Source organism: Vibrio sp. Isolate33, from assembly GCF_022397895.1.
Lineage (GTDB): Bacteria > Pseudomonadota > Gammaproteobacteria > Enterobacterales > Vibrionaceae > Vibrio > Vibrio pomeroyi.
Window position 1 is genome coordinate 538,798 of record NZ_JAKEUP010000002.1, and the last position, 24,579, is coordinate 563,376.

Annotated in this window: 23 protein-coding genes; all 23 read right to left on the minus strand. The window is 45.7% G+C overall.

Features of this window, described 5'->3' with window-relative positions; translation table 11 throughout:
- Positions 1–6 precede the first annotated feature (6 nt).
- The 23 genes from fliQ to L1D37_RS05785 all read right to left on the minus strand — a co-directional run bounded on the left by fliQ (position 7) and on the right by L1D37_RS05785 (position 24,266).
- Positions 7–276 (minus strand): flagellar biosynthesis protein FliQ, encoded by a 270-nt coding sequence (fliQ, locus tag L1D37_RS05675; RefSeq protein WP_004739854.1) that lies wholly within the window; start codon positions 274–276, stop codon positions 7–9.
- Positions 277–288: 12 nt separating this feature from the next.
- A complete protein-coding gene (gene fliP, locus L1D37_RS05680) occupies positions 289–1,218 on the minus strand; it encodes a flagellar type III secretion system pore protein FliP (protein ID WP_239828445.1) in 930 nt (309 codons plus the stop codon).
- Entirely contained in the window at positions 1,205–1,645 is a 441-nt protein-coding gene (gene fliO, locus L1D37_RS05685; protein WP_176681806.1) for a flagellar biosynthetic protein FliO, read from the minus strand. Before fliO ends, fliP begins: the two co-directional genes overlap by 14 nt.
- The gene (gene fliN / locus L1D37_RS05690) at positions 1,645–2,055 is read right to left on the minus strand and encodes a flagellar motor switch protein FliN (RefSeq protein WP_004739851.1); all 411 of its coding nucleotides are present in this window, start codon (positions 2,053–2,055) and stop codon (positions 1,645–1,647) included. The genes fliO and fliN overlap by 1 nt, the downstream gene beginning before the upstream one ends.
- 29 nt (positions 2,056–2,084) lie before the next feature.
- Complete coding sequence (gene fliM / locus L1D37_RS05695; protein ID WP_017631770.1) at positions 2,085–3,128, minus strand: flagellar motor switch protein FliM; 1,044 nt, start codon at positions 3,126–3,128, stop codon at positions 2,085–2,087.
- 7 nt (positions 3,129–3,135) lie between these two features.
- On the minus strand, positions 3,136–3,624 hold the full coding sequence (gene fliL, locus L1D37_RS05700) for a flagellar basal body-associated protein FliL (protein ID WP_239847202.1): 489 nt from the start codon (positions 3,622–3,624) through the stop codon (positions 3,136–3,138).
- A 53-nt stretch (positions 3,625–3,677) separates the two neighbouring features.
- A complete protein-coding gene (locus tag L1D37_RS05705) occupies positions 3,678–5,816 on the minus strand; it encodes a flagellar hook-length control protein FliK (protein WP_239847203.1) in 2,139 nt (712 codons plus the stop codon).
- Between the two features lie 182 nt (positions 5,817–5,998).
- A complete protein-coding gene (gene fliJ, locus L1D37_RS05710) occupies positions 5,999–6,436 on the minus strand; it encodes a flagellar export protein FliJ (protein ID WP_239828448.1) in 438 nt (145 codons plus the stop codon).
- An 18-nt stretch (positions 6,437–6,454) separates the two neighbouring features.
- Positions 6,455–7,774: a flagellar protein export ATPase FliI gene (gene fliI / locus L1D37_RS05715; protein WP_176681810.1), complete on the minus strand. Its 1,320-nt coding sequence runs from the start codon at positions 7,772–7,774 to the stop codon at positions 6,455–6,457.
- Positions 7,774–8,574, minus strand: a complete 801-nt coding sequence (gene fliH / locus L1D37_RS05720; protein ID WP_239847205.1) for a flagellar assembly protein FliH — start codon at positions 8,572–8,574, stop codon at positions 7,774–7,776. The genes fliI and fliH overlap by 1 nt, the downstream gene beginning before the upstream one ends.
- Before the next feature lie 124 nt (positions 8,575–8,698).
- Entirely contained in the window at positions 8,699–9,760 is a 1,062-nt protein-coding gene (gene fliG / locus L1D37_RS05725; RefSeq protein WP_176681812.1) for a flagellar motor switch protein FliG, read from the minus strand.
- On the minus strand, positions 9,753–11,495 hold the full coding sequence (gene fliF / locus L1D37_RS05730) for a flagellar basal-body MS-ring/collar protein FliF (protein ID WP_239847207.1): 1,743 nt from the start codon (positions 11,493–11,495) through the stop codon (positions 9,753–9,755). Before fliF ends, fliG begins: the two co-directional genes overlap by 8 nt.
- Before the next feature lie 16 nt (positions 11,496–11,511).
- The gene (gene fliE / locus L1D37_RS05735) at positions 11,512–11,823 is read right to left on the minus strand and encodes a flagellar hook-basal body complex protein FliE (protein ID WP_017060684.1); all 312 of its coding nucleotides are present in this window, start codon (positions 11,821–11,823) and stop codon (positions 11,512–11,514) included.
- A 132-nt stretch (positions 11,824–11,955) separates the two neighbouring features.
- Positions 11,956–13,365: a sigma-54 dependent transcriptional regulator gene (locus tag L1D37_RS05740; RefSeq protein ID WP_239847209.1), complete on the minus strand. Its 1,410-nt coding sequence runs from the start codon at positions 13,363–13,365 to the stop codon at positions 11,956–11,958.
- A gap of 33 nt (positions 13,366–13,398) precedes the next feature.
- A complete protein-coding gene (locus L1D37_RS05745) occupies positions 13,399–14,439 on the minus strand; it encodes an ATP-binding protein (RefSeq protein WP_239847211.1) in 1,041 nt (346 codons plus the stop codon).
- Between the two features lie 183 nt (positions 14,440–14,622).
- The gene (locus L1D37_RS05750; RefSeq protein WP_017631778.1) at positions 14,623–16,089 is read right to left on the minus strand and encodes a sigma-54 dependent transcriptional regulator; all 1,467 of its coding nucleotides are present in this window, start codon (positions 16,087–16,089) and stop codon (positions 14,623–14,625) included.
- A 229-nt stretch (positions 16,090–16,318) separates the two neighbouring features.
- On the minus strand, positions 16,319–16,729 hold the full coding sequence (gene fliS / locus L1D37_RS05755) for a flagellar export chaperone FliS (RefSeq protein ID WP_004736194.1): 411 nt from the start codon (positions 16,727–16,729) through the stop codon (positions 16,319–16,321).
- Positions 16,730–16,741: 12 nt separating this feature from the next.
- Entirely contained in the window at positions 16,742–17,047 is a 306-nt protein-coding gene (locus L1D37_RS05760) for a flagellar protein FliT (RefSeq protein ID WP_132762574.1), read from the minus strand.
- 3 nt (positions 17,048–17,050) lie between these two features.
- Positions 17,051–19,078, minus strand: a complete 2,028-nt coding sequence (gene fliD, locus L1D37_RS05765; protein WP_239847212.1) for a flagellar filament capping protein FliD — start codon at positions 19,076–19,078, stop codon at positions 17,051–17,053.
- 22 nt (positions 19,079–19,100) lie between these two features.
- The gene (gene flaG / locus L1D37_RS05770; RefSeq protein WP_239847213.1) at positions 19,101–19,526 is read right to left on the minus strand and encodes a flagellar protein FlaG; all 426 of its coding nucleotides are present in this window, start codon (positions 19,524–19,526) and stop codon (positions 19,101–19,103) included.
- A gap of 81 nt (positions 19,527–19,607) precedes the next feature.
- Positions 19,608–20,738 (minus strand): flagellin, encoded by a 1,131-nt coding sequence (locus L1D37_RS05775; RefSeq protein WP_239847215.1) that lies wholly within the window; start codon positions 20,736–20,738, stop codon positions 19,608–19,610.
- A 597-nt stretch (positions 20,739–21,335) separates the two neighbouring features.
- The gene (locus tag L1D37_RS05780) at positions 21,336–22,469 is read right to left on the minus strand and encodes a flagellin (RefSeq protein WP_102300543.1); all 1,134 of its coding nucleotides are present in this window, start codon (positions 22,467–22,469) and stop codon (positions 21,336–21,338) included.
- A gap of 660 nt (positions 22,470–23,129) precedes the next feature.
- A complete protein-coding gene (locus L1D37_RS05785) occupies positions 23,130–24,266 on the minus strand; it encodes a flagellin (RefSeq protein WP_076651682.1) in 1,137 nt (378 codons plus the stop codon).
- Between the last annotated feature and the right edge of the window lie 313 nt (positions 24,267–24,579).

Consider the following 24,579-nt stretch of genomic DNA (forward strand, 5'->3'; position numbering starts at 1 on the left):
ATCGATTTAATACAGAACTTGAGGCAAGCGTTCGATGAGTTCAAAAAAGAACTCCATCATCATCTGAGTCATCCAGTGTGCAAACAGCATCAAGGCCAATAAGGTCACGATTAAACGCGGCAGGAAACTCAATGTTTGTTCGTTGATAGAGGTCGCCGCTTGGAAGATAGCCACGACCAAACCGATCAGCAGGCTAGGAATAATAATGGCGCAGACCATGATTAATACCATCCAAAGTGCGTCTCGGAACAACTCTACGAATATTTCAGGATTCATGATTTCCCCCAGCTACAAGGCAAAACTGCCGGCGAGTGTGGAGAGTATCAAGTTCCAACCATCAACAAGAACGAACAGCATCAACTTAAACGGCAATGATACAATCATCGGTGACAACATCATCATACCCATCGCCATCAATACCGACGCTACCACCAAGTCGATGATCAGAAACGGCAAGAACAGCATAAAGCCTATCTGGAAAGCCGTTTTCAATTCCGATGTGATAAACGCTGGGATCAGAACGGCCATCGAAACATCTTCAGGGTTGGTCACTTCCGCACCAGAGATCTCAACAAAGGTCTCTAGATCTTTAATTCGGGTCTGTTTCAGCATGAAGGACTTAATCGGGCCTTGGGCAACATCAAATGCCTGTCGCGCCGATATCTGTTCATTCAAATAGGGTTGAACCGCTTGCTCGTTAACCTGATTGATCACGGGTGACATGATGAAAAAGGTCAAGAATATCGCGATACCAATAATCACTTGGTTGGAAGGCGTTTGTTGCAAACCCATCGCCTGACGCAAGATAGACATCACCACCACAATACGGGTGAACGAGGTCATCAATATCACCATTGCAGGCAAGAAGCCGAGCATGGTCATTAACGCCAGAATTTGCAGGTTGATCGAGTAGTCTTCGCCGCCATTGGCGTTGGTTGTCATGGTGAAAGCAGGAATGCCGCCCCCATTACCCGTCAAGCTGCCAGTGGTCATGGTGGTCGATTTGGCTTGGTCTTGTTCCATCGTGCTGATGGTGACCGACTCTGAACCCGCGGTGTTGGCAGGGATTACAGTGCCGTCTTCAGCCTGTGCGAATACCGACACACTGAATACCAGGGTACAGAGAAGAGTAAGCTGAACCAGCAGCACTTTCACCGCGCGGAAAAATCCGGCTTGGCAAAAGTAAGATGAGTTCAAAAGTCCGTTATTTGTTTGCATCTTTTTTCATGAGCTGGGAAAGCTGACTTGAGAATGTACTTTTTTCCAGCATCTCCTGAGTAAGAGGTTTATCAAGCTTAGAGATCAGCTGAATAGATTGTGTGGTAATGCCCACTAAGAACTGCTCATCACCCGCTTGCACGATAGCGATGCGCTCTTTTGTGCCCACTGGGATTTGCCTAACAATAGCCAAACCTTGCTGATTGGACATCGCTGGCACTTGCATTCGTTTCAGTAGCCAAGCAATAAATAAGATGAAGGCTATAACGAAAATTAGCGACCCAAAGGTGGTCGCTAAATCAAGAGAAGGCGGCGTTGCAGCAAAAGCGATGGAAGGAGCAGTTAATAGCCCTACTCCCAAGGTTCCTCGTAACAACCCTGTCATTCCGAGAGAAGAGCCCGCTAGTCTTTGAGACAAAAGGCTCATTAACGCAGCTTCTTAATTCGTTCTGTTTGGCTAATTACGTCAGTCAAACGGATACCAAACTTGTCATTTACTACAACCACTTCACCGTGAGCAATCAAGGTACCGTTTACCATCACATCCAGTGACTCACCGGCAATTCGATCAAGCTCAACAACCGAACCTTGGTTCAATTGAAGTAGGTTACGAATACTGATCTGAGAGCGACCCACTTCCATCGAAATGGTCACTGGGATATCCATAATGGTATCCAGCTTACGACGCTCATCTTCAGAAATCGGAGACGATGAATCGGTTAGCTCATCAAGTGGTGCCGCGAGCACATCATCAACATCAATTGACGGCGCTGAAGGGTCTTCACCAAGTGCTGCAGCCCATTCGTCTGCTAGCTTTTGATCTTCACTAGGTTCCATTACCAATTCCTATACTTTTATCTATTTTGCTATTCGTCATCATCGCTATTTTCTAGCTCGGACATTAAGTCTTTACCTAGAAAGGCGAGATCAGTTTTGACCACATGTGGTCTTTGAATTTTTTCAGAAATCTGCACCGCGAGCTTTTCACCCGAACGACCCATTTTCACACGGTACGTCGGCAGCTCTTCAACAAACATGGTCGCGTGTTCAGGCATATTCATTGGAATCACATCACCAGGGCGCAACTCCATTAAATCGCGCAGCGAGATGTCTTGCTCTAGAAGGTTGACTCGGAAGTTAACAGGCACGTCCATGATTTCATCACGCAGTGCTGTGCTCCAACGAACGTCGGTTTCCATTTTGTCTGATTGAACACCCGCATCCAGCAACTCACGGATCGGTTCTACCATTGAATAAGGCATCACAACGTGGAAGTCACCACCACCGCCATCTACCTCGATGTGGAACGAACTCACGACGATCACTTCGGTTGGGCTCACAATGTTCGCCATACTTGGGTTCACTTCAGAATCCAGGTATTCAAACTCAACCCCCATCACTGGAGACCAAGCTTCTTTGTAATCTTCAAAAACAATTTTCAGCAGCAGCTGGATAATACGTCTTTCAGTCGGCGTAAATTCACGACCTTCAATCTTGGCGTGGAAGCGACCATCACCACCAAAAAAGTTCTCTACGAGAATGAAAACAAGACGTGCTTCCATGGTGATCAGCGCCGTACCTTTTAACGGACGGAAGCGCACCATGTTTAAACTGGTGGGTACATACAATGTGTTTTGGTACTCACCAAACTTCATCATCTGTACGCCGTTGATCGACACTTCAGCCGTTTTACGTAACATATTAAACAAGCTGATACGCATATGACGTGCGAAGCGCTCGTTAATAAGTTCAAGGGTCGGCATTCGACCACGGACGATTCGATCTTGAGATGAGAAGTCGAAATTGACCGCGTTGTCATTTTCGGTTTCTAAGACATCTTCAACTTCTTCAACATCATCAACGCCGTGTAACAGCGCATCAATTTCGTCTTGGCTTAATAAATCGGTCACAAATTACCTATTGAATTACGAAGTCAGTGAATAGCACTTTTTCAATCACAGGCTGGCCAACAGCTTGAGACAGACTGGCTTTAATATCTTCAGTCGCCTTGTCACGCAGTTCAACTCGCCCTGTTGGGGAACGCAGTTGGTCAACCGTTGCCGAAGCGAACGTTGCTAGCAGAGTACTTTCGACAAGTGGAGAGTGGTAACGCGCGAGATCTTCATTCTTACTGCCGCGTACCATCAGCTGTGCTTTTATCTGGACTAGGCGATCTTTTTTATCACCGGTCACATTGAACAAGAAAGGCTGAGGAATATTAACATACATAACAGGCTCAGCAGCGACCACAGCAGTTGCGGGTTGAGACTGAGATTCAGAAGCACCATCATCTGAGCCTAGGAAAAAGAACAGTGCACCACCAACGCCAAGCAGTAAAACGACTACCGCGATTATAATGATGAGGAGCTTACTTTTCTTTTTAGCTGGATCTAGTTCTGCGTTCATACTGTTCTTTAACTTCCTGTTACTTCCACTAACGAGCTGCTATAGGCCTGATATTAGGCATAATAACTAATTCCATCACGCTTTGATGCGACATTCAATTCAAGATTGCTGCCACTATCAAGGTTTTCATCACCTTGAGCATCATTTGTGCGGTTAGAGCCGGATTGTTGCTCACCATTGTTGTATCTATCTTGCCCTTGGCCTGAATTCTGTTGTTGAACAGACGAATCAGCGAGCTGCATACCTTGTTGGGCAAGCATCTCTCTTAAACGAGGTAAGGTTTGCTCTATCACATCCCTCGCCTGTTGGCTGTTCACGGTGAAATGAACGCTTGCCACATCATTATTCATGGTCATTCGAATCTTCATTTGCCCCAACTCTGGTGGGTCGAGGCGGATATCTAAGTTCTTAAGATTCTTAGACATCATCATTTGCACTTTTTCCGCCACCTGCTCATTCGCGAGTTCTTTAGTCAGCTGCAAAGGTGCTTGTTGAGCAGCTTGAATCTCAGCTCGGGTTGGCGCAGAACCCGCAGTTGCAGCGCCTTGAACACCCGCTGCAGAAGCAATCTGTTGAGCAAGTGTCGAATCTTTAGAATCTTCTTTAGCACCCGCTTTTCCAAGACCAGACAGTGCCGCTGCACCTGATCCAGCTTTAAGTAACATGTCCGTTGAGCCAGCTTTGGTCGCGGTAGGTGCTGCATTCATCGCCACCCCTTGCGCAGTTAAAGCAGGGTCTAACGCAGCTTGTTGTTGAGGTGAAGCAAGGTTAGCTTGTTGAGCCGCGTGCGCATTATTGGCGTGTAACATTGTCGCCTTGTCTGAAACAGCATTGGCTGCAGCTTGAGACGAGGCCTGTGATGTCGCTTGCTGAGCAGCGGTCGCGACAGCTGCTGTCGATGCTACTGCCGCTAAGGCCTTAGCTTCATTCGAATCTGCATTATCCCAATCAATCGCGGTTGGGTTACCTGAGGTGTCACTCGCGTTCGGGGCTTGGCTTAATAAAGCAGTAGCTTGCTGTTGAACGTTGGCGACTTGTTGATTCAACACTTCTATATTAGAGGTAGCTTTAGCTAAGGCAGCTTGCTCGTCGACCGTCAACTTAGCACCGCTTTGTTGCTTTTGTAGCAAACCATCCACTACAGACTGCTCTGATTCAATCTGAGCATTCAATTGGTTCAACGCTTTGGTATGAGCATCAACCTGTTTCGCTAGCTCGAGTTCAGCTGGTGAAAGTGCTTGGCTTTGATCGGTAACAACTGCGCTAGCCGAATTTTTCTGGTTCAGCTCTCGGCTCATACTTGCTTCGATCTGCTCAGGGGTCACACCCTTGTCCATTAGCTGTCGGATTTCATCATCAGTCAGCTGAGAAACACCCTTACCGCCAGTAAGCACCGCAATTTCAGAGTCCACTTCAAGAGCGCTTTCTGTGTTTGCCGTATTATTTTGTTGTGTCGCCTGACCCGTAACGGAGGCACCTGCAATAGGAGCACCCGCGCTATTGCCTTGAACTTGGCCTGTTTGAGCTTGTTGAGGCAAGCCTTTGCCGTTCGGTGTATTATTGAGCGTTTTGTTCGCCTCATCCAACTGACCAAGTAATTTATTGCCTTCGCTCATCGCTGCATTGGCTTGAGAAGCATCTTTGGCTTGTAACTCTGCAGTTTGATCTTTTGAATGTTGACCAGCAGAAGCAACTTGAAGTTGTTCACCTTGAGATTGAGTTTTCTCAGTAGAGGTGTCATCACCCTCCATGTTCGATGAGGTTTTGTCTTTCGACTGCGAATCTAACTCAGCCGTTTGTTCAACACCTGACTTATTGGTCGTTGCATCTTCAACAGACGCCTTTTCAGCGCCTACCGTTGTACCAGCTTGTTTGGCTTGAGCCTCGCTAGTCGCATCTGTGCTCTTTGATTCAGCTACATCGCCTTGCGTTTTCCCCGTCGACTCGTTGTTAGCCTTTTCAGAAGACACATCACCTTCAGCCGAGGTTTGTTTATCTTCAGATTTTGAGGCACTTTCTGCGTCTTTTACTGCGCCCTTGCTGTCACTTTCTTCAAAGCCGAGCGCTTCTTTAAACGACTCAAAAAAACCTTTTGAATCGCCGGTTTCTTCTACCTTTGAAGCGGCAGAACCGGTTTCCAACAACGATGACGTTTTGTTGGTCGCTGAATTTGAGGAAGGACTAACATTCATATATACAAGCTCTATCTACTAGCTTTGCTGCCAAAAAATCGGCAACAAAAAGAAAGTCGGGCGCTTTTCATACCTTTGGCAGGCAAAAGGCGCAAATTTATATAAAACGGAGCAAGAAACATGCCTATAAGTTTCGATACTACAATCTAGCGAATATCACCGATGTCATTCGTGGCTTAGGATCACATCTTCTTTCGGCTGTACAATAACGTTGAGAACTCATCCATCTGTTTTTGTTCTCTTTGATCTTGCAATCTGGCTTTCTCTTTCTGCTTTTTCTCCATCAACCACTCGTAAGATTTGCGTTTTTTACGCAATTCCATCCAGTAATTCTGGCAGTTATCGACCTGATTTTTAAAGTGATGCTCTGCTTCCCTCTGTTTAGAAAGCGTTTCATCCAATTGGGTTAAGAAGCGATTCAAGTGACCATATTGACTGGCGGTTAACCCAGCCTTGCCACGGTCAACCAACTGCTGACAGTAATCCAGTCGATACTTTTCGATCTGCGCGACCTGTTCGTAGTAACCTTGCAGCTCCGCATTGGCTTTATTCAGCGCTAATACGGCTTGGTTTTCTTGGTCTTTGGCTTGATCGAGAAGAAACTCTAATGCGTTATCCATGACTAACCTTATTCATCGTTAGCCACCCAACACATGCTTCAACATGTTGACGCACATGTCGTAAGGAACCGTTTCTTTCATCTTCTGCTGTAGGTACTCGTCCAGTTTCGGCTTCAAGGTGAAGGCGCTATCAATCGCAGGGTCAGTACCCGGCTTGTAAGCTCCAATCGATACCAAATCTTGGTTTTTACGGCAAATAGACAGTACTTGCCTTACCGCTTTCGACATCAACACATGTTCTTCGGTGGTGATTTGAGGCATTACACGGCTGACAGATTTCTCAACGTCAATCGCAGGGTAATGACCCGCATCTGCCATCTCACGTGACAACACAACGTGACCATCAAGAATAGCTCGCGATGCATCGGCAATCGGATCTTGTAAGTCATCACCTTCGGTTAACACGGTAAAGAAAGCAGTGATTGAACCTTGTTCATCGTTGCCGTTACCTGCACGCTCCACCAGCGCTGGAAGCTTAGCAAATACAGAAGGCGGATAACCTTTGGTTGCAGGCGGCTCGCCAACAGACAGGGCAATTTCACGCTGAGCCTGTGCAAAACGCGTCAGTGAATCCATCAATAACAGAACATCTAAACCTTGATCACGGAAATATTCCGCCACCGTCAGTGCCGTTTGACAGCCTTTCAATCGCATCAATGGCGATGAATCTGCAGGCGCCGCAACGACCACCGACCGTTTACGGCCGTCTTCACCGAGAATCTCTTCGATAAATTCTTTTACTTCACGTCCACGTTCACCGATTAGACCAACTACAACCACTTGCGCGGTTGTACCTCTGGTCATCATGCCTAGTGTTACGGATTTACCGACACCAGAACCGGCAAATAGACCAATACGTTGCCCTTTACCTACCGTCAGCAAACCGTTAATCGCTTTCAAACCAACATCGAGTGGCTCGGAGATTGGTTTACGTGCTAACGGGTTAATAGGCTCTGCATTAAACGAAGCGCGTTGCTCGGTATAGATTGGGCCAAGTCCATCCAGAGGATTACCGACACCGTCAATGACACGACCAAGTAGTTCCATCCCGACAGGAATGCCACTTTCAGAGGTCATTGGTGTAACGCGAGCACCGGGTAAGATCCCTGTGATTTGTTCACTCGGCATCAAAAATAGATTATCGCCAGAGAAGCCAACCACTTCGGCTTCCATCTGACCAGACATGGTTTCAACTAAGCACAAGCTACCAATAGGCGCTTTACAGCCTGTTGCTTCAAGGGTTAAGCCGACAACACGTACCAATTTACCGGAGGCAACGGGTCGAGACTTTAGCCCTTCGATTTTGTATTGGCTGAGACGATTAGCTAACTCAAGCATTACACATGGCCTTGATGACGATTAGCGCCGCAGAAGCTTTGAATCACGTTCTTCACGCGCTCTTCCATTCGATAATTCACGCTCGATTCACCCGCTTCGATTTGGACATCACCACGGTTGAGTGCAGGCTCGGCAACTAACGTCCAATTACGGTAGTCCAATTCGGTTTCACCATACGCAGAGCGAATAATTGCAACGTCTTCAGGGTTAAGCTTCAAGGTGATCGCGTGACCAGAGATTGGCAGTGACTCTACCGATTCTTTAACGGTATCTAGTATGATTTGTGGGTTGGTTTGCACTTCAACATGAACCACTTCTTTAACCATGGTTAACACCATGTCGACAAGTTGCTTCTCAACCTGAGCATTCATTAGCTCCAAAGGTTGAGCAAACTGGTTCGCGAGCCCCATAAAGATGGCGACTTGCTGTTGGATATATTCTTGACCAGCAGTCACGCCCTCAAGCTTGCCGGCTTCATTACCTTCAGCATGGCCTGCGACAAAACCTTCTTCTTTGCCCTTTTCGTAGCCCTGCTTGAAGCCTGCTTCTTGGCCTTGATGAAGACCTTCTTGATAAGCACCTTGCTTAATCAGTTCGATTTGCTCTTCGGTCAGAACAAGCTCTTCATCTTCAATGGCTTCTTCTACCGTAGGCATCCAACCCGGATCGTAGTTAAACGCCGTTTCTTTGGCTTGTTTACTCACATCAGAGGTGTAGTCAGGCAACCCCCATTTCTGAGGTTGGGCAACCGTATTATCTTCTTCAGGGCGAAGGAAGCCGCGTTTTCTATCACCTGACATATCAGTACCTATCTATGAGTGAGTCAAACTGCATTGTAAATTCAAGCAGTTAAACTTAGTTAATCTGTGGTTCGAGATTAGATAAAAAAAGCCCCAACGGTGTGGGGCTTTTGAGGTTTCTGTATTAAAGGAACTCGTCGGCGCCACCAGACAGCATAATCTCGCCACTGTCGGCCATCTTCCTCGCAATACCCAAAATCTCTTTCTGAGCCGCTTCTACATCAGAGACTTTCACTGGCGGCATCGCCTCAATATCGTCTCTCATCATATCGGCAGCACGTTTAGACATGTTCTTGAAGATCTTCTCACGCAGACCTTCATCAGCACCTTTAAGTGCTTTCTGTAGGATGTCTTGTGGAACATCACGCAGCAGTCGTTGAACGCCTTGGTCGTCAACTTCAATAAGGTTTTCAAAGACAAACATAAGATCTTGAATCTGAGTTGCCATGTCTTCGTCTTGATCGCGGATTTGATCCATCAAGACACCTTCGACGTTGTTGTCCATGTAGTTCATGATCTCAGCCGCCGCTTTCAGGCCACCAATTTTGGCTGCTTGAGCACCCGCTTGACCCGCGAACTGTTTCTCCATGATTTCGTTCAGTTCAGCAAGTGCTGAAGGTTGAACTTCTTCAAGGTTAGCAATACGCATCATCAGATCCAGACGAACACGCTCTGGGAACTGAGACAGTATCTCTGCCGACTGATCAGCATCGAGATACGACAATACAATCGTTTGAATCTGCGGGTGCTCGTTGATGATGATGCTCGCCACCTGACGAGGATCCATCCACTTAAGAGAATCCAAACCTTTAGAGCCGGTTCCCAGAAGGATTTGATCAACAAGGTTATTCGCCTTGTCTTCACCCAGAGCAGCCACCAGCGCATTACGCATGAAGTCTTCGCTGCCCATACCAATGTTGGTGTACTTCTGAATATCATCCAAGAAAGCACGATGCACTGCGCCTACTTTCTCTTGTGACAAGTCTGTTGCACGCGCCATCGCACTACCCACACGTTGTACCTGCTTAGGCTCTAAGTGACGAATAATACCGGCCGCGTCTTCTTCATTGAGACTCAATAACAAGATCGCAGCGCGCTCATCACCTGAGATTGAGGCGATATCCACACTCGCGACATCAAGCACATCACCGCCTTCAGCTTGTTGTGGAACAATTTCGTTAGCCATCTGTCATCCAATTCTTAACTACTTGAGCTGCTAGCTCTGGTTCATTCGCTACAAGTGCACGTACTGCTTTGAGCACGTCCTCGTCTTTGTGCAGGTTAGGTAAGTCGATGCTTGAACCAAATTCAAACAGCTCACCACCTTCAATATCACCGCCAATTAGGCTGGTTTCGCCGTCGGCACCAATTGGCATACCATCAGGGCCGTACATTTGATCGTCGTTATCAGCTGCTGGGTTAAGCAGTTTCTTCATTGCAGGGCGAACAAGGACTAATACCACCACAATAATAACCAGCGCACTCGCAAACCAACGAACCCAATCATTGAAGTTTGGATGCTCCCAAATAGGCACATCAGCGACAACGTCAGTGACTTGAGGTGCAAACTGCATGCTTAATACGTTGAGCAAATCACCACGAGTTTCGTCAAAGCCCACCGTACCAATCAGCACTTGGCGAATCGCGTTGATTTCGCTCGCTGGAATCGGCGTATGAACCACTTCACCGGTATCTGGGTTCAATGATTGGCGATCTTTAATCGCGACAGAAACTGTCTGACGGTTCACTGTACCGGTCTGTTTACGCTCGTGACTGATGGTTGTGTCTAGCTCGAAGTTTCGGGTCGCTTCTTTATGAACCGAACCTTGGCCGGTCAACGCGCCGTCTTTCATCTGAGCAACGTCTTGCGGGATTGAAGCATCAGCAGGAGGCTGATTACTTAAGGCACCCGGAATGCCTGCCACAGTATTGCCGTTGTTATAATCTTCTAACGTATATTCGCTGCGTGTTGCTGGTGTGTTCGGATCAAAACGTTTTCTCGTTTGCTCCACAGCACTGAAATCGAGCTGAATATCAACCTGAGCGGTATAGTTACCAAACCCAAGAATCGGAATCAGGATAGAGTCAATTTTCTCACGCAGCGCTTGCTCTTGGTTACGCTCTAACTCATGTTCTTTACGACGCGCCGCTGACATCGGGTCTTGAGAACCTGAACTTAGCAGTCGGCCGTGTTGATCGGTTACAGTAATGCGGGAAGTTTTCATTCCTGGAACGGCACTCGCCACCATATCCACAACAGAATCAACTTCTTGCTGCTTGAGGTTAGTACCTGTTTTTAGAGTTAGGAATACAGAAGCAGAGGCTTCTTGGTTATGACGCACGAAAACGCTTTGCTTCGGCAAGGCTAACAAAACCTGCGCTTTACGCACTTGTTTCATCTGCTCAATGGCTTTCGCAAGCTGTCTTTCTCGGCTTAACTTAAGACGCTCTTGCTCTAAACGCTGTGATACACCGAAGCCCATGTCTTGCATGAGGATGTCATCACCCGCGTTTCGTTCTTGATTCAAACCAGCTCGTACCATATTCAGCTTCAACGAGTTGTACTCGCTAGCAGGAACAGAGATGGTATTACCTTCAAGAGAGTACTCGATCTTTTGTAGATCTAAGTAATCAAGAACTGGGATTAATTCTTCTGTTTCGTAGGCCCCTAATGGACGCATTTCTGGCTCTTTAACCCAGAAAAATAGCATCACAATCAGCGCTACACAGATAGAGATAGAAAGCACTAAGACGACCTGACGAAGTAAATCGAGGTCACCTACGGCCATATCGAACTTCGATGAACTGCGTTCACCTAGATCGGGATTCTGCCCTTCGCCGTCTAGCTCTGAGCCTGCAATAAGTGCGTGGTCGTTGCTATCGCTCACGGTTAAATCTGTTGTTTGACTATTATCTGCCACTATTTAACTACCTAACTTATACCGGCATGTTCATCAGCTCTTTGTACGATTCGACCAATTTATTTCTAATTTGGATCGTCGCCTCAAAAGCCACACTAGATTTATTACGAGCAATCATCACGTCTGATAGAGACACGCTTTGGTCACCACTATCAAAACGAGCTTGAAGATCACCTGAGGTCTTCTGTAATGAGTTCACATTATTGATGGCATTAGTCAGCATGTTGCCAAAATCTGCACCGACCGCTTGCCCCGTTGCTGCGGGACGCGCGCTGGCAGCTTCGACCATCATTGCCTGCATTTCGCCTTGTAAACCATCTATTCTCATCTACTACCTCAGGAGTCAAAATTATGACTATCTATTTAGCTGTATTATTGACAGAGCAATTAGCGTGCCACACATTAAATTGACTAGATATCGTATTACACTAGTCAGAAAGCTGACACTACTAATCTATCCTCAGTTTGGGATATCTATTCCAGCATCGCGCATTTTCGCCAACTTATAACGCAATGTACGAGGGCTAATACCGAGCTTTTCCGCCATATCTTTGCGTCGGCCATTGCACGCGATCAAGGTTTCAAGAATGATCGCATACTCTTGATCTCTAAGCTCATTACCGAGCCCTTCGCTACTAGCCGTCACTTTACTGATTGGATTAGCTTCAGCAATCGGCTTAATGTCTGGCGCCGCAACGTCATTACCTTCAACGATTTGTTGTAGGCTGCTTGCATCTTGCCAATCGACACCTTCAAGCAGAATGTGCTCACCAGAGATATTCTCTTGTTCGCTTAAGATTAACGCACGCTGTACCACATTGTCTAATTCACGCACATTACCCGGCCACGGATAATTGACGAGTTTACTGATCGCTTGCGCTGACATCACTGGCACTGGCATACCAAGTTTGGTGCAGTGACGCTCAACTAAGTGTTTGGCTAAAGGCTCAATATCGCCTTTACGCTCACACAGTGGTGGCCAAGAAATTGGGAACACATTCAGTCGGTAGTATAAATCTTCACGGAAATTCCCCTCAGAAACATACTGTTTAAGATCTCGGTTACTGGTCGCTAACACACGAACATCTAACTTAATGCTCTTACGGCTACCTAAACGCTCAACCTCGCGCTCTTGCAATACACGAAGTAGTTTGGCTTGAAGGCTAAGATCCATTTCACTGATCTCATCCAACAAAATCGTGCCGCCTTGCGCTTGTTCGAACTTCCCCGGGCAAGCTTGAATAGCGCCAGTAAATGCGCCTTTTTCGTAACCAAACAGGGTTGCTTCTAACATATTGTCAGGGATGGCTGCACAGTTGATCGCGACAAACGGACCATCTTTACGACTAGATGCGTTGTGAATGTAACGAGACATCACCTCTTTACCTGAACCACTAGGTCCAAGCACCATGACATTGGCGTCTGTTTTCGCAACTTTATCAGCCAGCATCATTAGCTTGATGCTTTTTTCATCGGCAACGATGGCATCACCATTGTCGTCCGATTTTACGGGAGCATAACGGCTCACCATGTTTAACAATACTTCAGGCGCAAATGGCTTCGCCATGTAATCGATCGCGCCCTCTTTCATTGCTGCAACGGCATCTTCGATGTTGGCGTAAGCTGTCATCAGCAACACTGGTAAGTTTGGCCAGTGCTGCTTGATGTTTCTCAGTAGCGCCAAACCGCCCATGCCTGCCATTTGAACGTCAGACACAACAATATCAACGGAGTTGGATTTTAATTTGACCAGAGCATCTTCCGCACTATCCGCTTCCAGCCATTCATAGCCAGCCAGCGCGAGAGTGTCGACAAGGGCTTCGCGTAGACCTTCATCATCTTCGACGATTAACACTTTGCTTTGAGCCATAGGATTCTCCAGTGTAAATTCAGTTAAAACTTATTAGTCTTCAGTAGAAGCGCTTCTTTCTAGCGGCAAGCACATAGTAAAGCATGCGCCATCACCTTCTTCTGAGATCAATTCCAGTCGGCCTTCATGCGCTCGACATACCATTTGTACAACCGCTAAGCCTAAACCTGTACCTTGAGAACGAGTGGTAAAGAATGGTTCCATAATTTTACCTTGAAGCTCTTTCGGTACGCCGGGGCCACTGTCTTGTACTGATATCTTAAGCTCGCCGTTTACTGGTCTAAAAAACACATCAATCTGCGATTCCTTGCCAGCAATTTGAACCGCATTCAAAACCAGATTACTTAATGCTGATGCGATGGCGTTGGCGTTACCAAACATTTGAGTCTCTTCGCCTTCAACTTCCTGACAATAGTCAATCTGGTTGGATTTCAGTGCCGCTTCCACCATAGGGTGAAATTCTGTTATCAATTCAGCGACAGTAAATGGCTTAACCACCTTGTTGTCGCCGCCTTTGGCAAACAACAGCATGTCGTTCACTTGTTTCTCTAAGTCATGCAATCTATCCATAAGCTTAGATTGAAAACGTGTCTTTGTTGCCGGTGGCAGGTTTGGCGCGGCAAGGTTGGATGCATACAACATCGCACTAGAAAGCGGCGTACGAACCTGATGGGCAAGCGAAGCTACCATTCTGCCTAATGACGACAAGCGTTGAAGATCACTCACACGAGACTGTAGAAGACGAGTTTCTGTCAGATCGGTAATCAAGATAAGTTGACCCGTGGTAGAAGCTGAAATCGCCAAACGTACTTTTCGTCCGTTTTTCAATGAGATCTCATGACCATCATCGTCTTTAGGGTCGAAGGCACTTTGAATGACCGAAAACCACTTCTCACCAACGAGCTCAACCCCAAGAATGCGGTGCGCTTCTGGGTTGGCTTCTCTCACTTCGCCATGTGTATCTAACAAGATGACCCCTGCTGGCATCACATCAAGCACTTGCTTATAGCGCTCTACCTGCTGCTCAACAGAATCTAGGTGCGATTGATTTTCTGGTTCGTTAGATGCGTGCATGTCAAAAATTTGCCTCAAATACTAAAACAGCCTGACACGTAAAACACGAATCAGGCTATTTGCTATATTTATCACATAGTTAAGCAAGCAACAACTCGACTATGGTTTATCTGTTCACTTAGCTAGCGTTACGAAATAGCTAAAATGTGCGTGCTAGTTTTCACTTTCGTATAAAACTGGACACTAACGCTGCAAGTTATATTTACGCATTTTTTCAACCAAAGTGGTTCTGCGCATTCCAAGCATGTCAGCCGCACGAGCAACAATACCGCCCTGCGCTTCTAAAGCTTGGTTGATCATATTCACTTCCATATCCGCAAGCAGCTCTTTCAGATTTACCCCTTCTGGTGGTAACTCTTGAGGTGCATTTGCGTTGTCAGCGATATCATCTTGCTGATCAAAGCTGAAATCTTCTGAGAACAAGTCAGCCAGTGCATCACGCTCTTGTTCTTCTTCGGACACGAAGCTATTAAACTCAGGCTGGAACTCAGGAATATCGCTGTATCGATACTTAGTTGGTAGATGGTTTACATCAACCAAGCTATTTGGATAGAGGATAACCATGCGCTCAACTAGGTTCGCTAATTCACGAACGTTACCCGGCCAGTAGTGCTCCATCAAAGAGTTAATCGCGCGAGGTGTAAAACAGATTGGCATGCTGCCTTCCGCTTCCATTCGTGTCATTAGCTCTTGAAGTAACAGTGGAATGTCTTCTTTGCGATCTTGCAGCGCCGGCATTTCAATCGGGAATACATTCAAGCGGTAGTAAAGATCTTCACGGAACGAGTCATCATCGATCATGTCTTCAAGGTTGCGGTGTGTTGCCGCAATCACGCGAACATCAGCTTGAATTGTACTGTTACCGCCTACGCGCTCAAAGCATCGTTCTTGTAAGACGCGTAGCAGCTTAACCTGCATCGCCATTGGCATATCGCCAATCTCATCAAGAAACAGTGTGCCACCTTCAGCCAATTCAAAGCGGCCCTTACGTGCAGTAATAGCACCAGTAAATGCGCCCTTCTCATGGCCGAACAGTTCGCTTTCCAATAAGTCTGGCGGAATTGCACCACAGTTCACTGGCACGAAAGGCCCAGAACGACGCTTAGAATGATAATGAATATTACGTGCTACGACTTCTTTGCCTGTACCTGATTCACCAAGAATCAGTACATTCGCTTCTGTCGAAGAGACTTGTTCAATTAAGTGACGTACTTCTTGAATGCCAGCACTTTGACCGACTAAGCTACGAAACAGTGTGTTCTTACGTGCCGAAGAGACAACTTGAACACCCTTACGGCCTAAGAAGTCTTTACAGTGTCTTAATGCATCACTTAATTGCGGGTAGTTAAGAGGAAGTTCGAGTTCACCAACAAAGTTAGTGAGCTCGTCAACCGGGTGATTATTTTTGCCAATCACTAATAGTGGGATGTGATTAGCGTGAACAAGCTTTTCATTCAGTAATGCGTTGAAGCCTTTACCTTTAATTGAGCCAATGATGCAGCCGGCCCACTGTTGTGACCAGTCAACCTTGCGCGCTTGTTCAGAGCTGATTACTTCGCAGCTCTCTCCTACAAACTCTAATATTGTGCTTAAATTGTGACGATCTTGAGCGTTATCGTCGACGACAAGCAGTTTTGCCAAACCTTGCATAAGTAGGAATTATTGCCTTTATTTTGGTGCGATGCGGAAAAACGGTGAGCGACGTAATCTATAAAACAGAGACATGTATCAATGATTATGTTTTACGTGGACAAATTTAGGAAATCAGCAACGAAAAAAAGCCATTAGGCTATCTAATGGCTTCTATTTTATTTGATTAAAAAAATAAGGCAACCAACCAATTAAGGGATATGAGATTGGTTAAAACTGCAATTTTTCTTTAAATACCTACGTCAGCAGACGTCAAGTTGTGATATTCATTCGGAATTTGGTCCCAAGCGCTCTTAATTTCGCGGATAATATCGATAACATCATCAATAGGCTGTGGGTCATTTTTGTGATTTGCCGCAGAAATTTGCGTGATCATGAACTCATAAAGTTGATCTAGGTTTTTCGCAATGTCGCCGCCATCGTCCATAGACAGGCAACTACGTAGGCTAATAATGATATCTAGAGCCTTACCAAGTCGCTCACCTTTCACTGGGATGTTGCCAGCTTGCATTGCCGCTTTGCCTTGAATCAGACGCTCGATAGCACCTGCCATTAGCATTTGTACAATTTTATGCGGTGAGGCAGCTGTTAGCTGACTATCCACTGATACCTTTTTATATGCCTGTAAAGAACCGCGCATAGTAAACCTCTTCTATAAAAACTTTTTGTATTGTTGAACTGATTTAGCGCCGTGACGGTATTTGTGTAGGGTTTTACCTACTCGACTCGTCTCAGACTGCATCAATTCGACCAATTTTCTGGTTCTGGTAATGGCTTCAAACCATTCAGAACTTTGCTTAACGTCGGGGTGTGAGTCGATTAATTGAAGCACGTTTTGCAATAACTGTTCTCTGTTATCGACAAGCTGCGTTATTTCTTCAGCATTAATTTCACTAAATTCGAGCTTAGAGATAATTAGTTGATCTAGTTCACAAAGCTCTTGAAGCTGGCTATTCATCGATTAGCCCAACGCATTCATCATACTGCCCAGCTGAGATTGCATCTTACTGGTCGCGTCTTGCATCGCTGTAAACTTAGAGTGAGTACGGCTCTCCAAGCTATCCATGCGGCGATCAAGTGCGCTTTGGTCATCCGCTAAGCGGTAGTTTTGCTCGACTAAGCTCTTTTCTCGTGTACGAATCGAGCCCGTGATACCTGTGATACCTTGAATCGCGTCTTCGACTTTTTTAGCAAAACCGTTGTTGCCACCGAAGAACTCTCCCAACTTATCGAAATTGTTGTTCAGTTGGCGGTCAAGCATGTCGTAGTTGATCTCTAACGAACCTTGTCTTGTGGTCGTGATACCAAACTCGGTCAAAGATTTTAGGTTATCAGGCGCGCCTTCAATGCTTGATGAGAACACACCTTTTAATCGTGAGTCAGCGTTACGCACGGTACTGTCGCCAGACAACGGCCCTTTTTGGCCGGTCGTTGGGTCAACGCCCGCCAAGTTTTTAGACACCTGGTAAAACTGATTGTAAGAATTAACGAAAGCTTCAATGTCTTGGCGAACACTATTACGGTCGTACTCCACACCAATCTCTGCCGGCGGCTTATCTTTGGGTGTTTTTCCTTTTACTGTAATATCGATGCCTTCCACCGCATCTTCAATCACATTGTTGTTACTTGAGAGCTGAGCTACGCCATCCAAGACAACCATTGAATCTTGTCCGGCTTGAACTTCCGTCATACCACTGTAGGTATCGAAAGACTCTTGAGCCTGAGCAAGGTCAGCTTGTGCTTTATCGACCTTCTCTAATTGCTCACGCTCTTCCGGATCGAGTTTGGCACGTTCAATCTTTTTGGCTTGTTCAGCAGTCAACTCGCCTTTTTGAACTTTCTCTGCCAGCTCTGCTTTTTCTTGTGAGATCTTTTCTTCGATACGCGCTTGTTCAGCCTCAAGCTTTTGCTGGGCTTCTTTTGGCGTCACGTAGGAATCTGTCAACGTACCTGAGGCAGCATTTGACCACCCCGGAACATCGGGTGCTTTCTCTATCGCTTTTTCATCAAGCTCTAATTCTGGCGTGTAGTAAGAATCAAGAAGCGTACCAGAAGCAGTTTCGGTCCAACCTGGAATATTGTCTTCAGGCATGACAGATTTTGCCGCTTTAGCTGCATCAAGGGCAGCTTGACCGTCGGCAGCGGCTTGTTCGCCGTAGCTAAGACTTTGAGAATCTTCGTCAGCAACGGAGGTAGAATCGGTTTGGGATGCAGGGATAACATTGCCGCCTTCATCGAGTGTTTCACTCGCATTAGGATCATCGTTCGAAGTCGCGTCATCAACAAGTTGTGCGGCTTTTCCTGCGGGTGTCAGAGCAAGAACGTCTTGAGCGGCAAGGCGCGCTTTCTCTAGCGCTTTAACACGCTCTTCTAGGGTTTTGTATTCGAGTTTTTTGAGAGGATTGGCAGCATCAGATTCGACGTTGATACTGATCTGCTGATCGGAACCGGACTGGTTCGAGGCAACAATAAGTCGCGGACCTTCAACATCATTAATAACAGATGCGCGAACGCCTGGGTTGCTATCTGCACCGTTTATGCTTCGAACGATATCGATCAGTTTCGATCTATCGCCAACTTGTACATCAAATCTGTCATCACCAAGCGAAACCTGCAGCTTACCTGGACCAAATTTCATGTCTTCTGATAGCACATCAGAAGCCACTTTATGGCTTTGGGCAAGCTGCAACACATCGATGGCATATTTGCCAGCGATCGCTTCGGTAGTCGCCGTTGCAGAGACAAGCGCTTCATCGGTACTTTCCACTGTTCGCACAGCAAAAGCTTTTTCCTGACGAAAGTTTGTCATCAGGTTTTTCATCGAATCAAGGGATTCTCTGAGTCTTCCATAGGCACTAATGCTGGTATCGATTCGCGTTCGTTCATTGTCGATTCGTTGCTGTTTAGGTACACGCTCCGAATCAACAATTTTGCTGACCATGGAATTAATATCCATGCCAGACGAAATCCCCATTGGGCCAAAACTCATTAAACCACCTCAATAATACGACTTAAACCTTCACCTCAAATATTCGACTATTCGAGTTTTGGGCTGCTAGGCGTCTTAGAATTTCAAGCATTTCTTCATCAGGTATTTGGCGAATAATATCACCGGTTGTGGTCTCATAAATGGTCACCACATCCCTACCTGACTCTTCATCAACCTTAAAGGCAACACCCTTATTGAGAGAGGAGATAAACTCGTTTACCTTCTCCACCATCTTGACTCGCTCTTCATCATTCAGCTCTTGTCTATGTTGAGCTAATTGAATCGCCGCTTCGGTAGCTTCCTCTTTCGATTTCTCTACCTTGTCATAAGGTGTTGCTTCTTTCAGTCGTGAAGTGCTCGACGCACTACTACCTTCATCGCTTGCAAATTTAATGCCATTAGGTGAGCCATAAGGCTGGATGTTCGATGCGTTGGATGATATTTCCATAACACTCTCCCTCCCTCCTTTATGAGCCATACAGTAAAACTCTACCCAGAGTAGAGTTTACCGCTACTTACCGAAGTAAGTTTAGCCCAATAAGCTTAGAGCTGCTGATGGTGACTGTTTTGCTTGAGCTAGGATAGAAGTACTCGCCTGTTGTAGGATTTGAGACTTCGTCATTGCCGTTGTTTCTTTCGCGTAATCGGTATCTTTGATACGGCTCTTAGATGCATTAACGTTTTCGTTGATGTTGTCTAAGTTGCTGATTGCATGATCAAAACGGTTTTGGAAAGCACCAAGAGAAGCACGTTGGCTATCTACTGATTTTAGAGCGCCATCAATGATAGATACTGCTTCGTTTGCACCCGCAACCGATGTTACGTCGATGTCGTTAACAGTAACGTCTTTACCAGCACCGATACCGAGTTCACCAGCAAGGCTGCCACCGAACTCAACTTCACCTTCAACTTTTTGGCTTGAAGCAAAAAGTTGCAGTTTGCCGCCTTCGCCTACAGACGCCTTAACGTCTTGGCTTTGACCGTTGATGTAAGTTGCTAGCTCTTCGATATCGTTGCCTTCTTTAGCAGAGATAGATAGCTCTTGCGCTTCACCGAACTTATCGTTGTATTTGATCGTTAAGTCAGCGCCAGCACCTACACGCCAAGATGCATCTTTACCTTCAGTAACACCGTAGCTCTTACCACCCATGTCTTGAGTGTCAGTACGCATGTTGCTCATAGATAGCATTACTGCTTCACCAGAATCTGCACCGATTTGGAAAGATTGGCTACCGTAAGTACCGTTAAGAAGCTTGTTACCACCAAAAGAGGTCGTTTCAGCGATACGGTTAAGTTCTGTGTTTAGAGCAGAGACTTCTTCTTGGATCGCAACACGTTCAGATTTGCTGTTCGAACCGTTTGAAGATTGAAGAGAAAGGTCACGCATACGTTGCAGAATGTTGGTTGACTCATTCATTGCACCTTCAGCTGTCTGTGCAATAGAGATACCGTCATTCGCGTTTTTCACAGCCATATCTAGGCCACGGCTTTGCGACGTTAAGCGGTTAGAGATTTGTAGGCCTGCAGCATCATCTTTTGCGCTATTGATTTTATAGCCAGAAGACAAACGCTCCATTGATTTTTGAGTACCTTCAGCCGCGCTATTTAGGTAGCGCTGAGCCGTCATTGCAGACACATTTGTGCTTACATTAATCGCCATAGTTGATCTCCTTTAGGCATTTTTTAATGTACTTATGTGACTCTCACCTCACACAAATACATGTCAATTTTGTTTATGCACCAGTGTCTCTCTCACCTTACATTGGTACATATCATTTCTCTCAATCCCTTTAACGGCCCCTTAATTAGAAGCTTTAATAAAAAATGCGCTTTTTTTCATATTCTTTTCAACAACAAAGGAAAGTGTGATCGGGCTTCAATTAATAGGGCGACATTCGCTAAAGTATCCTACCTTTGCTCATTTATAAGTGTCGCCTTGCACATAAAAACCAAAACAGATCCCTGATATCTCGTTCTACTCGATTCTGGGATGACGAAAGACTGCTTCGATGTAGTGAGCGAGGAAATCATCATTTGCCAATTCCCGTCATTCCCTACAGTGAGGAACGAACGTGGTAGGGAATCTCGCTTTTTCTTCTCTTAACCAACATTGCACTTTTCCAAATACACCGTCACCAAATTTCAGGCAATAAAAAACCCAGCCGAAGCTGGGTCTGTTTAGCGCTCATCTCTCACCACGAGCTAATTTGTGGAAGCCTTACGTTGACACTTTTGGTCAACGTGGCCTTTTAATCGATTAACCTAGTAGGCTAAGTGCCGAGTTCGGTGCCTGCTTCGCTTGAGCAAGAATCGAGCTTGAAGCTTGAGAAAGAATCTGAGACTTAGTCATCTGAGTCGTTTCTTTCGCGAAGTCGGTATCTTTAATACGGCTCTTAGATGCGTTAACGTTCTCGTTAATGTTGTCTAAGTTGCTGATAGCGTGGTCGAAACGGTTTTGGAAAGCACCCAGTTCAGCACGGTGGCTGTCTACGTACTTAAGCGCCGCATCGATTACTGCTACAGACTCTTGTGCGCCGCCAACAGATGTTACGTCGATAGTATCAACCGTTACGTCTTTAGCTGCTTGAATACCTAGCTCACCCGCAAGGCCGCCAGAGAAAGACACATCGCCGCTCACTTTGTTGTTGCCTGTGAACATTTGTAGCTTGCCGTCTTCAGTAACAGACGCTTTAACAGAATCTTGTTGACCGTTGATGTAAGTCGCTAGCTCTTCGATGTCGTCACCCGCTTTTGCGCTGATGTCGATTTCTTGTGCTTGACCAAAGTTGTCAGTGAACGACAGTTTTAGGTCGTTAGAGCCCGCTTGAACGTTCCAATCTTTGTCTTTCGCGTTCTCAGTTTGGTAGCTCTTACCACCCATCTGAGCGTTATCAGAGCGCATATCTTTCAGTTGAAGCATTACTGCCTCACCGTTGTCTGCACCGATTTGGAATGATTTAGTACCGTGAGTACCGTTAAGCAGTTTGTTACCACCAAAAGACGTCGTTTCCGCGATACGGTTTAGCTCGTCGTTCAGCGCTGTTACTTCTTCTTGAATCGCTACACGCTCAGATTTTGAGTTTGAGCCGTTTGAAGATTGTAGAGACAAATCACGCATACGTTGCAGGATGTTCGTTGTCTCGTTCATTGCACCTTCAGCCGTTTGTGCAATAGAGATACCGTCGTTCGCGTTACGTACAGCAACATCAAGACCACGACTCTGAACGTTCAAACGGTTCGAGATTTGTAGGCCTGCAGCGTCATCTTTTGCGCTGTTGATTTTAGAACCTGAAGCTAGACGCTCCATTGATGTTTGTTGTGCGCTGTTTGCGTTGTTTAGGTAACGTTGCGCTGTCATCGCTGAAACGTTTGTATTTACATTCACTGCCATGGTGATTTCTCCAATTGATTTTCCGGTATAGCGGTTTCCGACGTCTCGGAAAACCAAAGTAGTTCTCTCAAAGTTACTTTTAATAACGGCGCGAAAAGCAGAAGCTTTAGAAAAACTTTTAAAAAACCACAAAAAAATTATTAAATTGATATTTTTCAGATACTTAAAGATTACATTCTTCTATAACAACTGAAGACTTCAATTGGTACAAGATCTCGAACTGTTTAAAAAACAGACTGATCGCCGTAGAAATTGGTCAACGTATAGAAATTAGCGATCATCAAAGATCCTCTATGCGAACAGATTTAATACATTGAGGTGGGATATTTTCCGCGGTAGCAGGTGAAGTTAATTCAAGGTTGAGAACTGGAGTGACAAGCGGTTAGGCAAACTAAGTAGATAGCGAAGAAACAGAAAGGTAGACGTCAGAAAGGAAAAAGCCCCTTTTCCTTTGAGAGAACCGGGGCTAGTTGGCGCGTCAGAGCCTGTGTGGAGATCATCGAGAAATGAACACATTTCCGACTTGCCGTTGCATTCTTACCGTAAAAATGGATAGCAGGTGAGAGATGAGAGAGCTAAACACTCAATAGTAAGTATGCTTGCCAGTTTCCCTTGCTGCATGGCTCACGTCTGAACACGAGCAGCAAGTTCAACCAATAACTATTGCAATAATGTCATTGCAGAGTTAGGCAACTGTTTTGCTTGAGCAAGTATCGAAGTACCTGCTTGTTGCAGAATTTGTGATTTGGTCATTTGCGTCGTCTCTTTCGCAAAGTCCGTATCTTTGATTCGGCTGTTAGAAGCGTCTACGTTCTCTTGTACGTTTGCCAAGTTATTAATACTGTGGCTTAGACGGTTCTGTTTCGCACCCAAATCAGCACGCTGTGAATCTACGTACTTCATTGCAGAATCAATCACACTGATTGCGTTCTGTGAGCCTGCAACGCTTGTTAGGCTGATATCTTGAACTGATGTAGCACGGCCTTCACTCTTAATACCTAACTCAGATGCTAGTCCACCAGAGATCGACATTGAGCCCTCAAGATCAGGTTCAGCAACGAATAACTGTAAACGGCCTTCATCGGTAACCGATGCATTCACTAGATCAGATTGACCATTAATGTAAGTCGCCAGTTCTTCAATATCGTCACCCGCTTTGGTGTTGATATCTAGAATGATGTCTTCGCCCGCTTTAGTCTTAAATTCGAATTTAAGATCGCTTGCGGTTGGCGGCACTTGCCAATCTTTATCTTTCGCATTTTCTGAATCAAACGTAGTACCACCCATGCGGAAATCATCGGCACGAATGCTAGTCAACGCCATGATCATCGCTTCACCAGAGTTAGAACCAATCTGGAACGAGGCTTCACCAAATGAACCATTCAGTAGACGACGGCCACCAAAAGAGGTTGTTTCCGCGATACGGTTAAGCTCATCTTGAAGTGCCATTGACTCTTCGTTCAGTGCTGTACGCTCTGCTGGAGAGTTAGTACCGTTTGACGATTGAATCGCTAGATCACGCATACGTTGTAGTACGTTGGTCGATTCGTTCATCGCGCCTTCAGCGGTTTGAGCAATCGAAATACCGTCGTTAGCATTACGCATTGCTACATCAAGACCACGCGATTGCGCTGTTAAGCGGTTCGAGATTTGCAGACCCGCTGCATCGTCTTTCGCGCTGTTGATCTTGTGACCAGATGACAAACGCTCCATAGAAGTCGCTAAGTCATTAGACGCTTTATTCAGGTAACGTTGTGCTGTCATAGCTGATACGTTAGTGCTTACATTGATAGCCATTTTGCTCTCCTTATGAGTTCGCAAACTTTCTGCGAAGCGGCCAGCTTTACTCTCATATGGATAAGCACTGACCGTGTATTACTCGATAAACCCTGTACAGGATTTAAGATCTGTATTAATCATTTATAACCAACACAGATACAAGTTGTATGCCAAGTTTAATTTTGTATAAATAATTTTTTAATTAAATAAAAATCAAAAACTTACACAAAATTAAACGCGATTATAATTGTTTGTTCTTTGAGGGGGAAACAACGTATACCCTCCTGATTGCCGTTTTTTGCCGCTATCTTAAAAAACAAAATGTTTCGTA

Coding starts and splice junctions, on each gene's coding strand:
- fliQ (WP_004739854.1), bottom strand. CDS start 276: ATGAATCCTGAAATATTCGTAGAGTTGTTCCGAGACGCACTTTGGATG.
- fliP (WP_239828445.1), bottom strand. CDS start 1,218: ATGCAAACAAATAACGGACTTTTGAACTCATCTTACTTTTGCCAAGCC.
- fliO (WP_176681806.1), bottom strand. CDS start 1,645: ATGAGCCTTTTGTCTCAAAGACTAGCGGGCTCTTCTCTCGGAATGACA.
- fliN (WP_004739851.1), bottom strand. CDS start 2,055: ATGGAACCTAGTGAAGATCAAAAGCTAGCAGACGAATGGGCTGCAGCA.
- fliL (WP_239847202.1), bottom strand. CDS start 3,624: ATGAACGCAGAACTAGATCCAGCTAAAAAGAAAAGTAAGCTCCTCATC.
- L1D37_RS05705 (WP_239847203.1), bottom strand. CDS start 5,816: ATGAATGTTAGTCCTTCCTCAAATTCAGCGACCAACAAAACGTCATCG.
- fliJ (WP_239828448.1), bottom strand. CDS start 6,436: ATGGATAACGCATTAGAGTTTCTTCTCGATCAAGCCAAAGACCAAGAA.
- fliI (WP_176681810.1), bottom strand. CDS start 7,774: ATGCTTGAGTTAGCTAATCGTCTCAGCCAATACAAAATCGAAGGGCTA.
- fliH (WP_239847205.1), bottom strand. CDS start 8,574: ATGTCAGGTGATAGAAAACGCGGCTTCCTTCGCCCTGAAGAAGATAAT.
- fliG (WP_176681812.1), bottom strand. CDS start 9,760: ATGGCTAACGAAATTGTTCCACAACAAGCTGAAGGCGGTGATGTGCTT.
- fliE (WP_017060684.1), bottom strand. CDS start 11,823: ATGAGAATAGATGGTTTACAAGGCGAAATGCAGGCAATGATGGTCGAA.
- L1D37_RS05740 (WP_239847209.1), bottom strand. CDS start 13,365: ATGGCTCAAAGCAAAGTGTTAATCGTCGAAGATGATGAAGGTCTACGC.
- L1D37_RS05745 (WP_239847211.1), bottom strand. CDS start 14,439: ATGCACGCATCTAACGAACCAGAAAATCAATCGCACCTAGATTCTGTT.
- L1D37_RS05750 (WP_017631778.1), bottom strand. CDS start 16,089: ATGCAAGGTTTGGCAAAACTGCTTGTCGTCGACGATAACGCTCAAGAT.
- fliS (WP_004736194.1), bottom strand. CDS start 16,729: ATGCGCGGTTCTTTACAGGCATATAAAAAGGTATCAGTGGATAGTCAG.
- L1D37_RS05760 (WP_132762574.1), bottom strand. CDS start 17,047: ATGAATAGCCAGCTTCAAGAGCTTTGTGAACTAGATCAACTAATTATC.
- fliD (WP_239847212.1), bottom strand. CDS start 19,078: ATGAGTTTTGGCCCAATGGGGATTTCGTCTGGCATGGATATTAATTCC.
- flaG (WP_239847213.1), bottom strand. CDS start 19,526: ATGGAAATATCATCCAACGCATCGAACATCCAGCCTTATGGCTCACCT.
- L1D37_RS05775 (WP_239847215.1), bottom strand. CDS start 20,738: ATGGCGATTAATGTAAGCACAAATGTGTCTGCAATGACGGCTCAGCGC.
- L1D37_RS05780 (WP_102300543.1), bottom strand. CDS start 22,469: ATGGCAGTGAATGTAAATACAAACGTTTCAGCGATGACAGCGCAACGT.
- L1D37_RS05785 (WP_076651682.1), bottom strand. CDS start 24,266: ATGGCTATCAATGTAAGCACTAACGTATCAGCTATGACAGCACAACGT.